The 10,828-nt window shown below is 39.7% G+C and carries 10 protein-coding genes and 3 tRNA genes; 4 read left to right on the top strand and 9 right to left on the bottom strand.

Features of this window, described 5'->3' with window-relative positions:
• The first annotated feature begins 124 nt into the window (after positions 1–124).
• On the top strand, positions 125–1,708 hold the full coding sequence (locus I6E69_RS13640) for a bifunctional diguanylate cyclase/phosphodiesterase (RefSeq protein ID WP_002958546.1): 1,584 nt from the start codon (positions 125–127) through the stop codon (positions 1,706–1,708).
• A gap of 41 nt (positions 1,709–1,749) precedes the next feature.
• Here I6E69_RS13640 and I6E69_RS13635 read toward each other — a convergent pair.
• From I6E69_RS13635 to lolB, 9 genes are all read right to left on the bottom strand, one after another.
• Positions 1,750–1,824, bottom strand: a tRNA-Gln gene (locus I6E69_RS13635).
• Positions 1,825–1,864: 40 nt separating this feature from the next.
• A tRNA-Leu gene (locus I6E69_RS13630) sits at positions 1,865–1,949 on the bottom strand.
• 46 nt (positions 1,950–1,995) lie between these two features.
• Positions 1,996–2,072 (bottom strand) — tRNA-Met (locus I6E69_RS13625).
• Between the two features lie 454 nt (positions 2,073–2,526).
• Positions 2,527–3,618, bottom strand: a complete 1,092-nt coding sequence (ychF, locus tag I6E69_RS13620) for a redox-regulated ATPase YchF (protein ID WP_002958547.1) — start codon at positions 3,616–3,618, stop codon at positions 2,527–2,529.
• Positions 3,619–3,671: 53 nt separating this feature from the next.
• Positions 3,672–4,256, bottom strand: coding sequence for an aminoacyl-tRNA hydrolase (gene pth / locus I6E69_RS13615; RefSeq protein WP_002958548.1), 585 nt, complete (start codon positions 4,254–4,256; stop codon positions 3,672–3,674).
• A gap of 19 nt (positions 4,257–4,275) precedes the next feature.
• Complete coding sequence (locus I6E69_RS13610; RefSeq protein ID WP_002958549.1) at positions 4,276–4,887, bottom strand: 50S ribosomal protein L25/general stress protein Ctc; 612 nt, start codon at positions 4,885–4,887, stop codon at positions 4,276–4,278.
• Positions 4,888–5,036: 149 nt separating this feature from the next.
• Positions 5,037–5,984 (bottom strand): ribose-phosphate pyrophosphokinase, encoded by a 948-nt coding sequence (locus I6E69_RS13605; protein WP_002958550.1) that lies wholly within the window; start codon positions 5,982–5,984, stop codon positions 5,037–5,039.
• A gap of 88 nt (positions 5,985–6,072) precedes the next feature.
• Positions 6,073–6,930 (bottom strand): 4-(cytidine 5'-diphospho)-2-C-methyl-D-erythritol kinase, encoded by an 858-nt coding sequence (gene ispE / locus I6E69_RS13600; RefSeq protein ID WP_154903382.1) that lies wholly within the window; start codon positions 6,928–6,930, stop codon positions 6,073–6,075.
• Positions 6,931–6,932: 2 nt separating this feature from the next.
• Positions 6,933–7,520: a lipoprotein insertase outer membrane protein LolB gene (gene lolB / locus I6E69_RS13595; protein WP_033020640.1), complete on the bottom strand. Its 588-nt coding sequence runs from the start codon at positions 7,518–7,520 to the stop codon at positions 6,933–6,935.
• 83 nt (positions 7,521–7,603) lie between these two features.
• Here lolB and hemA point away from each other — a divergent pair, with 83 nt between their 5' ends.
• Genes hemA through prmC form a run of 3 tightly spaced genes read left to right on the top strand, consistent with a single transcriptional unit; the run spans position 7,604 to position 10,795 of the window.
• Positions 7,604–8,860, top strand: a complete 1,257-nt coding sequence (gene hemA, locus I6E69_RS13590) for a glutamyl-tRNA reductase (RefSeq protein WP_175413900.1) — start codon at positions 7,604–7,606, stop codon at positions 8,858–8,860.
• A 7-nt stretch (positions 8,861–8,867) separates the two neighbouring features.
• Positions 8,868–9,953 carry a peptide chain release factor 1 gene (prfA, locus tag I6E69_RS13585; protein ID WP_002958554.1) on the top strand — a complete coding sequence of 362 codons (1,086 nt, stop codon included), beginning with the start codon at positions 8,868–8,870 and terminating at the stop codon, positions 9,951–9,953.
• 2 nt (positions 9,954–9,955) lie between these two features.
• Entirely contained in the window at positions 9,956–10,795 is an 840-nt protein-coding gene (gene prmC / locus I6E69_RS13580; protein ID WP_197121438.1) for a peptide chain release factor N(5)-glutamine methyltransferase, read from the top strand.
• The last annotated feature ends 33 nt before the right edge of the window (positions 10,796–10,828 follow it).

Raw genomic sequence — 10,828 nt, 5'->3', positions numbered from 1 at the left:
TCGCTTTAGCATTTACTATGATGTGGCTACCAATGTGGGCTGATTGATATATGTACTACAAAGATCAACAGCCCCTAGGGTTATATCACTAAACCGCAATTTAATAATTTTAAAGAGCCTATGTGTGGATAATTTTTTTTCAGTAATAATTATTTTAGGTGCGCTACTGCTAGTTGCTAGCTTAAAAACAACCTTTAAAGTTTGTAAAAAAACATCGCAAAGAGCGTGGAGTGTACTTTTATGCGCTATTGTCTGTTTTATTTTAGGGTATTGGTGGATACTTTATTACTTTTCAAATTACGATACGGCACCAATAATAAGAAATGCAGTTGCCACAATATTATTTGGTGGTGCAGGGTTTGTTTTCTTAGTTGTCAAACTGAGTTTGAAAAGCATCCTTAAAATAGAGCAAGCAACGCAGTATCAAAAATATCAAACTGAGCACGATAACTTAACAACCTTACCCAATCGCAATAACTTTTTTAAATCCTTGAGTAAACAAGTCGATTACCCTTCTTCATTTGCATTATTTTATATTGATTTAAATAATTTTAAACAAATTAATGATGCGTTTGGTCATCAATGTGGTGATCAACTACTGGCTGCTTTTGCTAATAAGTTAAGCAAAGAACTATGTGGCATTGCTAAATTATATCGAATAGGGGGGGATGAGTTTGCGTTCTTATTGAATACCGATACTGATGAAAGCATGGCTCACTGTGTAAATATTATAAACTCAGCCGTTAAAGCTCCGTTTTGTACACATGAGCAAATGGTTAAAATACAATTAAGTATAGGCGTAAGCCGTTTCCCAGATGATAGCCGATTACCTGACCAGTTATTAAAAAAAGCCAACTTGGCACTGCATGAAGCAAAAAAGACATTTCAACCTTTAGTAAATTACTCATCTGAAATAGGTAAACGAGCTGAGGACTTTTTTGATTTATCAGTCAAAATTAAAGCCGCGTTACACAAAGGGGAATTCGAGCTTTATTTACAACCAATAATGAACTCCAAAGATATTCAATTGCATGGCCTAGAAGCGCTGATCCGATGGCCGCAAGCTGATGGTAGCTTTATTAGTCCTGAAAAGTTTATAAGTGTAGCTGAGCGTACAGGGCTTATTTTTGTTTTATCGAAATGGGTTGTACAAGAAGCAGTTAACCATATTAGAAAACTTAAACTGTTTGGGTTCACCGGTACTATTCATGTCAACTTATCAACGAAAGATATTGAAAGCAGCGAGTTTTACGAATTTATAATTAGCTTACTTACTACTGACCCGACTTTAAGTGATTCACTAATATTTGAAATTACAGAAGGGGCAATGATGACAAACATACCCGCAGCAAGAAAAATGATGCAGCAGTTAAGTATGCGTGGATTTAAATTTAGTGTTGATGATTTTGGTACGGGGTTTTCGTCACTGTCGTTATTAAGGGAGTTGCCCATAAACCAGATAAAAATAGATCAATCGTTTATCAAAGACATGCTCATTAATCCGCCTGATTACGCTATTGTAGAATCTACGTTGTTTTTGGCGAGCCGATTAAATTGCGATGTAGTAGCTGAAGGAATAGAAACCAAAGAAGTAGAGCAAGCGCTATTGAGTATGAACTGTGATTATTTACAAGGGTATTTATATAGCAAACCAATAAATATAGACGAATTTATAAATGTATATTTAAGTACAGAAAAAGTAAGCTGAATTTAATGAATATTGAGAAGTTTTAGAGAAGGAAGTCAAATTGGCTGGGATACCAGGATTTGAACCTGGGAATGCCAGGATCAAAACCTGGTGCCTTACCGCTTGGCGATATCCCAACTNATAACAATTGATAGTTTTAATTCTTATCAAGAATTATGGTGCGGAAGGAGAGACTTGAACTCTCACATCCTAAGATACTGGAACCTAAATCCAGCGCGTCTACCAATTCCGCCACTCCCGCACACAAGGTAGTTATTTTAAACTCTTCATTGAGCAACAAAAAAATATGGTGGCTAAGACGGGATTTGAACCTGTGACCCCATCATTATGAGTGATGTGCTCTAACCAGCTGAGCTACTTAGCCATCTTTTTTGTTAGCACTTCATCGCTGAGTGCGGGGCGTATTATGCTGATATGACCCAAATTCGTCAACACCTTTTTTGCAAAAAAACACTTAACTGTGTTTGTTTGCAGGAAAATTAAGCTAAGCGGCTAAATTTTAATAAAAATGATGATTTTTTGAGTGCAATTCACATACAAAATTTGTCGCTAAATAAAAAAAGCAAAAACCAATAGTTTGAAGCTGTTTGATTATTCAACAAATTATTACGCTCTGGTTAAATCTTAACATTAATTTGTTTAAGAGGTACTTATTATTGAGGTTTGATCTTCTGCTTAGGGTGTATTTTTAAATTAAACGTAGGCATTTAGGTTGGGGCTATGTCAATGTTATAAGTTTATAACGTTGGAGGTACAAAAAAGGCTCGTAAAAACGAGCCTTTAAAATTATTACCAATACTAATTTGGTTTCATTTAACTTATACGTTGAACAAGAAGTTCATTACATCGCCGTCTTTAACAATGTACTCTTTACCTTCTTGACGCATCTTACCTGCTTCTTTTGCGCCGCTTTCACCTTTAAAGGCAACAAAGTCGTCAAAAGCAATCGTTTGCGCACGAATAAAGCCACGCTCGAAGTCGGTATGGATTTTACCCGCTGCTTGTGGCGCTGTTGCACCTACAGGGATTGTCCATGCACGCACTTCTTTAACACCCGCAGTGAAATAAGTTTGTAATTGTAGTAATTCATAACCACCACGAATAACAAGATTAAGGCCGGGCTCTTCTAAGCCAAGATCAGCCATAAACTCAAGCTTGTCTTCGTCATCTAATTCTGAAAGCTCAGATTCGATAGCAGCACATACAGGAACGACAATCGCATCTTCTGCTGCAGCAATAGCGCGTACACGGTCAAGGTATGGATTATTTTCAAAACCATCTTCAGCAACGTTTGCAATATACATAGTTGGTTTAATAGTTAAGAAGTTGATAGAGCTGATTGCTGCTTTTTCTTCTTTAGTTAATGCTAAAGCGCGTAAAGTTAAGCCTTCATCAAGATGCACTTTTACTTTTTCAAGTACGGCATTTTGCTCTTTGGCGTCTTTATCACCACCTTTTGCTTTTTTTGCGTTACGGAAAAGGGCTTTTTCAGCGCTATCCATATCAGCAAGTACTAACTCAGTGTTGATTACGTCAATATCGTCAGCAGGGTCAATAGTGCCTGCTACGTGAATGATGTTTTCATCTTCAAAACAGCGAACTACGTGGCCAATTGCATCGGTTTCACGAATGTTAGCTAAAAACTGGTTACCAAGGCCTTCACCTTTAGATGCGCCCTTTACCAAGCCAGCAATGTCTACAAATTCCATACTAGTGGTAAGAACTCGTTGAGGATTAACAATTTTAGCAAGTTCGTCTAGACGAGGATCTGGCACAGGTACCACACCTGTATTAGGCTCAATGGTACAAAAAGGAAAGTTAGCGGCTTCAATACCCGCTTTAGTTAGTGCATTGAAAAGCGTTGATTTACCTACGTTAGGCAAGCCAACGATGCCACATTTAAAACCCATAGTAAGATACCTTGTTTAGAATTCGTTTAAACGGTGTACTTGGACCCAAGTTACTAGGGTTTAAACGAATGTAGTCTGTTTTGTGCTTTTAACACACCATCTTTTGCAAGTATTTCCATGCAACGAACTGCTTCATCAACAGCAGCATCCATTTTTTCTTGGTCTTCTTTGGCCGCTTTTCCAAGCACCCAACCAGTTACCATTTCACGATGCCCCGGATGACCTACACCAATGCGCAAGCGCATAAAGTCTTTTTGATTTGCCATTTTTGCAATAATGTCTTTTAAACCATTATGACCGCCATGCCCGCCACCTTTTTTTAATTTGGCAACGCCTGGGTCTAAATCCAATTCGTCATGGGCAACTAAAATGTCCTCGACAGGGATTTTGAAAAAATTAGCTAAACTACTGACCGCTTTACCACTTAAATTCATGTAAGTAGTGGGGATCAATAATTTGAATTCTTGGCCTTGAATGATCACTTTGCCTGTAAGGCCGTGATATTTAGGATCGTGTTTTAGAGTGCAGTTATAGCGTGCAGCGATTTGCTCGATGAACCAAGCACCTGCATTGTGGCGTGTGTTTGCGTATTCGGGGCCTGGATTAGCCAGGCCCACAAGCATTTGAATAGAATTCAAGGTTGCGAGACCTTAAATATTATTCTGCTGCTGCAGCGTCGTCTTCAACTGGAGCTGCTTTGTTTGCTTTGATAGTCAGGATAGACTGATCATGGCCTTCGCCTTTAGCTAAATCTACAGAGCTAACGCCTTTAGGGAAAGTTAGGTCAGAGATATGAACTGAATCGCCAACAACAAACTTAGAAACATCTACTTCAATGAATTCTGGAAGTGCTTTTGGAAGACACGTAATTTCAACTTCAGTTAACTGGTGAACAACAGTTGCGCCAGCTTTAGTTACAATCTCTTCACCGATGAAGTGTAGAGGAACTTTAGTTTGAAATTTATGAGTAGCATCTACACGTTGGAAATCAAGGTGAGTAAGCTTAGGCTTGAATGGGTGACGTTGGATATCTTTTAAGATTACTTCAACAGCTTCGCCATCAACGTTAAGCGTAAGGATATGCGTGTAGAAACCTTCGTCTTCTTGAGCTTTGATCATATCTTTATGAGCAAAAGTAAGAGATAAAGCTTCTTTATCAGCTCCGTAAAGGATTGCAGGAACTTTGTCTTCGCGACGTAGGCGGCGGCTCGCACCAGTACCAGTTTCTACGCGAAGTTCAGCGTTATACGTATAAGTTTTGTTAGACATGATGTCTCCAGTTATTTAAATGTGTAGGGCCTTTGCGACCAAGGTCCCTAGCCAAAAGGCGCGCTATCATACCACCACGCCCAGATAAAATAAACATCGCTTACAAAAAAAGCGCCAAAAGGCGCTTTTATATTCAGGAATGTTTAATTTTAGTGTTCAAACATCGCTGAGATAGATTCTTCGTTACTAATACGACGAATAGTCTCTGCTAACATGTCAGCAAGCGTAAGTACCTTAACTTTATCAAGGGCTTTAAGCTCATCAGATAGCGGAATTGAGTCAGTTACAATTACTTCATCAATCATTGAGTCACGTAAGTTTTCGGCTGCTTTACCTGAAAGGATAGGGTGCGTTGCGTATGCAAATACACGCTTAGCGCCATGCTCTTTAAGTGCTTCTGCGGCTTTGCACAATGTACCACCGGTATCAATCATATCATCTACGATAATACAATCACGACCTTCAACGTCACCAATAATGTGCATTACTTGAGAAACATTTGCTTGAGGGCGACGTTTATCAATGATTGCTAAATCGGTATCGTTTAGTAATTTTGCAATTGCACGAGCACGTACAACACCACCAATATCTGGAGATACAACAACGACGTCTTCAAAGTCGCGTTCTTTCATATCTTCAAGTAATACAGGGCTGCCAAATACGTTATCTACAGGTACATCAAAGAAGCCTTGGATTTGTTCAGCGTGTAAATCAACCGTAAGAACACGGTCAACACCAACACTTGATAAGAAATCTGCAACAACTTTAGCGGTAATAGGAACACGAGCAGAACGTACACGACGGTCTTGGCGCGCATAACCAAAATAAGGAATGACGGCAGTAATACGACCTGCAGATGCACGACGTAGAGCATCAACCATAACGATAAGTTCCATCAGGTTATCGTTTGTAGGGGCACAGGTTGATTGCAAGATAAAAACGTCCGAGCCACGAACATTTTCATTTATTTGAACACTGATCTCACCGTCGCTAAAACGGCCAACAACAGCATCGCCTAATTCAATATATAAACGTTTTGCAACTTTTTGAGCTAACTCAGGTGTTGCGTTACCAGCGAAGAGCTTCATGTCAGGCACGGTAGGGTTCCTCAGGCACTGAATATTTGGACTAACGGGCAATGATAAATATCACTGCGGGTTAACTTATGATTACTTGTACGTTACTTCATTGATCGAATATGGCGGTTAACTCCGTATGAGCAGGTGAGACATTTGCGCTTGAAGCCACAAAACCCTGCCAAGTATGGGGGAGATTTTCAAGTACATCTTGTGCTTGAACTTGGCTAGCAAATTCGACAAAACAACATGAACCTGTTCCGGTCATCTTCGACGGGGCGTATTTTAGCAACCACTGGAGGGTTTTTTCAACCTCGGGGCAAAGCTTTTTAACTAAAGGCTCACAATCGTTGGTCAAAGTATGGTGTTTCCAGTCGCCTATTATTTTTGGTGTGTCGCGTTTTAAATCTGGATGTGTAAATATTTTTGCGGTACTTACATGTTGGTTAGGGTGTACAACGCAGTACCATTTTTGTTCAAGTGTTACGTGGTGTAGTTTTTCACCAATACCGTGCGCTATGGCGCTTTGACCTTGTATGAACACTGGAACATCTGCCCCTAACTTGAGCCCCAATTGTGCTAGTGTTTCTAAATTTAGTGCCAATTTCCATAACTTATTTAGGGCTAATAAAGTACTCGCTGCGTCAGATGAACCTCCTCCAACACCGCCCCCCATCGGCAAGCGCTTAATTAAATTTATTTTTACACCCAAAGAGGTTTTACAGTGTGTTTGTAATAATAAAGCCGCTTTATAGATAAGATTATCATTTAGAGGGATGTCTTTAGTATCACCACCGACAGAAATACTCCCATCTGTTGTTAACTCAAAATGCAGCTCATCACCAAAATTTAAAAAAGTAAATAAGGTTTCAAGTTCATGATAGCCATCTTCTCGGCGAGCATTAATATGTAAAAATAAATTGAGTTTTGCCGGAGCAATAAGTGAAAAAGAGGTTTTGTTATTCATACTTATTTAAACTGCCAATCGTATAGTTGAATTTTAATTTTTATTTGTTGGTGCTTTAACGTCAGTTTAGTAGGTAACCAGTAACCTGCGTTTTGTACATAAGTGCCATAATCTATTTGCCATTTTTTGCCTGTATTATCAAACCATAATACTTGCTTTGCACGCCCAAGCTCATCAACAATTAAACTTTCATCGTCAATAGTGCCTTTAAGCCAGTTATCGGCATTATCAACCGGTAGTGTAAAACCCGTTAATCGTTTTAAAAGCTCTGCAGCGTTAGTATCAAAGTATTGTTCACCGTCAAACTCTAATTCAGCACCGTTAGCTGTTTGTTTAAGCGACAAAATACGAGTACCAATAAAAGTAGTCAGTATTAAATTATTGGAATTTGTTGTTTGCTGCCAATTTAAGTTTGCAGATTGACGCTCTTCAGGGCTAATAAATGCTAGTTTACCTTCTACTTGCCAAGTTTTTTGAGCAGCTAAACGTGGTTTCCAATCATCATAAAGTGTTGTTTTTGTATCAATTTGATGAGCACAGCCACCTAAAAACAAAAAAAACATGAATAAAATCAAATATTGTCGAATCAAATGTTGTTCCTTACTTTCCATATTCCGCTGATTTTTGGTAAAATTACCGCCTTTGAAGTAGGGCTCAGCAATATTTGGCAAATATGACCATAATAGCACTAGGTATAAATCACAAAACCGCATCCGTAGAATTACGTGAAAAAGTGGCTTTTTCGCCTGAGCAAATTTCAGAGGCGTTGCAACAATTAAGTGGCCATGCCGACTTTAATGAAGCGGTTATTGTGTCTACCTGCAATCGAACCGAGATCTATTGTAGCCTCGCTCAGCAAAATTCCCAAACACTGTTGAGCTGGCTTGCCAGTTTCCATGGTTTGGATGAACATGAACTGAGCAAAAACATTTATTGTTACGAAGATAACGATGCTATTAATCACTTAATGCGCGTGGCGTGTGGGTTGGATTCTTTAGTGTTGGGCGAACCGCAAATTCTGGGGCAAATAAAGCAATCGTTTTTTAGTGCTAAAAACCACGATGCAGTAGGTGTTACGTTTGATAGGTTGTTTCAAAAAACATTTTCGGTAGCGAAACAAGTTAGAACTGAAACCGATATTGGCGCAAGTGCGGTATCGGTAGCGTTTGCTGCAGTTAACTTGGCAAAGCATATTTATGGCAAGCTTGATAAGACCAATGTGTTATTAATTGGCGCAGGTGAAACCATTGAATTGGTTGCTAAACATTTATACCAAAATGAGCCTCAAAATATCACTGTTGCAAATAGAACTATTGAGCGAGCTCGTAACTTAGCTGACGAAGTGTCGGCAGATGTGATTGCTTTGGCGCAATTGCCTGAGCGTTTGCATAAAGCCGATATAGTGATTAGTTCTACAGCCAGCACTTTGCCTATTATTGGTAAAGGGGTGGTTGAGCAGGCGCTAAAGCAGCGACGTCATAAACCTATGCTATTTATAGATATAGCGGTTCCACGTGATATAGAAAGCCAAGTTGGGGAGCTAGATGCTGCCTATTTATATTCCGTTGATGACTTACAAACCATTGTAAGCGAGAATATGGCAGCGCGCGAGCAAGCTGCACAGCAAGCGCAAATAATTATTACTGAACGCACCAAAGAATTTGCAATGTGGATGCGTTCACTCGATTCGGTAGATTTAATCCGCCATTATCGAAACGATGTACAAACAATTAAGTCTGAACTTGTAGAGCGTGCTGTTAGTCAGCTCAATACAGGTAAAGATGCAGAAAAAATTATATTAGAGCTCGCCAATAAATTAACCAATCGCTTAATGCACGCGCCTACCCGTGCAATACAAGATGCAGCGAAAAAAGGTGAAGTGGCGCAGCTAAACCAGTTGAAAAAAATGTTAGGTATTGATCAGGAATAACCGTTAAATGAAAGAGTCTGTTTATAATAAATTAGAAACCTTAGTAGAGCGTTACGAAGAAGTACAAGCGCTGCTAAGCGACCCGTCGGTCATTAGTGATCAAAACCGTTTTCGTGCGCTTTCAAAAGAGTATTCTGAGCTTGAAGAGATTGTAAAAACGTTTTTAAACTATAAAGAAACGCAAGACGATTTAGCCAGTGCAGAAGAAATGCTTAAAGATTCTGACCCTGAAATGCGTGAAATGGCGCAAGAAGAATATAAAGAAGCAAAAGCACAAATACTAGTGATTGAAGATCAAATTCAAGTATTAATGTTGCCAAAAGATCCGCGAGATAACAACAACGTGTTTGTTGAAGTACGAGCAGGGACGGGCGGCGATGAAGCGGCTATTTTTGCTGGTGACTTATTTCGTATGTACAGCCGCTACGCAGAAAATAAAAAATGGAAAGTAGAAGTTGTAAGCACCAATGAAGGTGAGCATGGCGGTTACAAAGAAGTTATTGCAAATATCAGTGGCGAAGGCGTTTACGGTCAATTAAAGTTTGAATCAGGCGTACACCGCGTACAACGTGTACCAGAGACTGAATCACAAGGTCGTGTTCATACCTCAGCGTGTACTGTTGCGGTTATGGCAGAAGTACCAGAAGCTGAAGCGATACAAATTAATACAGCAGATTTAAAAGTTGATACATTTCGTGCATCAGGCGCAGGTGGTCAGCACGTAAATAAAACTGATTCTGCTATTCGACTTACACATATACCTACCGGTGTTGTGGTTGAGTGTCAGGATCAGCGTTCGCAGCATAAAAACCGCGCTAAAGCGATGTCAGTACTTGCAGCTCGACTGCAACAAGCTGAAGATGAAAAACGCCATGCGGCAGAAGCCTCTGAACGTCGTGACTTGGTAGGTAGTGGCGATCGTTCTGAGCGTATTCGTACTTATAACTACCCGCAAGGTCGTATTACCGATCACCGTATTAACTTAACACTTTATCGTTTAAACGAAGTGGTAGCCGGTGATTTAAGTGCGATTATTGACCCATTAATGCAAGAGCATCAAGCTGACTTACTTGCGGCCATGGGCGACGAGTAATTGTGGCTCACACTCTTGAACAAGCAATTGCTGCAGGTGCTGACTTATTAGCACTTAGCAGCGAAAGTGCTAAATTAGATGCACAAGTTTTACTTCTTCATATACTTCAAAAACCTCGCAGTTACCTTTTTACTTGGCCAGAACATGCGCTTAGTGATGAGCAACAATCGCAATTTAATGTATTTATCCAAAGACGTTTAAAAGGTGAGCCCGTAGCCCATATAACTGGGCTGCGTGAATTTTGGAGCTTATCGCTTGAAGTTAACGCAACGACCCTGATACCTCGACCAGATACTGAAACATTAGTCGAGCAAGCACTTGAAATAGTGCTACCCGCTACAGCAAAGGTGCTTGATTTAGGCACAGGTACTGGTGCAATAGCGTTGGCACTGGGTAGTGAAATGCCTAGTTGGCAAATTACTGCAGTAGATAGGGTAAGCGATGCAGTTGCACTTGCTACACGTAACCAGCAGCGATTAGCGATTAATAATGTACATGTTAAACAGAGTAACTGGTTTAGTGAGTTGCATGGCGAAAAATTCAATTTAATTGTCACTAACCCTCCTTATATAGAAAGTAGCGATATACATTTAAATCAGGGTGATGTGCGCTTTGAGCCTTTATCGGCATTAGTGGCTGATGATTGCGGAATGTCTGATATTAAACAAATAATTACACAATCACGTGACTATTTGTCATCTAATGGCTATCTTTTAATAGAACACGGTTTTGAGCAAGGTGAAGCTGTTCGTCATTTCTTCGAAAAAATGGCGTTTGTTAATATTAAAACAGTGAAAGACCTTGGTAACAATGACCGTGTAACACTTGCACTGTGGCCCTAGAGAATAATAATTGCCTACTAGTGCGTTAAATAA

Origin of the sequence: Pseudoalteromonas sp. NZS100, assembly GCF_015864815.1 — a bacterium.
GTDB classification, from domain to species: domain Bacteria; phylum Pseudomonadota; class Gammaproteobacteria; order Enterobacterales; family Alteromonadaceae; genus Pseudoalteromonas; species Pseudoalteromonas distincta.
This window is presented reverse-complemented; position numbering and strand designations above follow the sequence as displayed.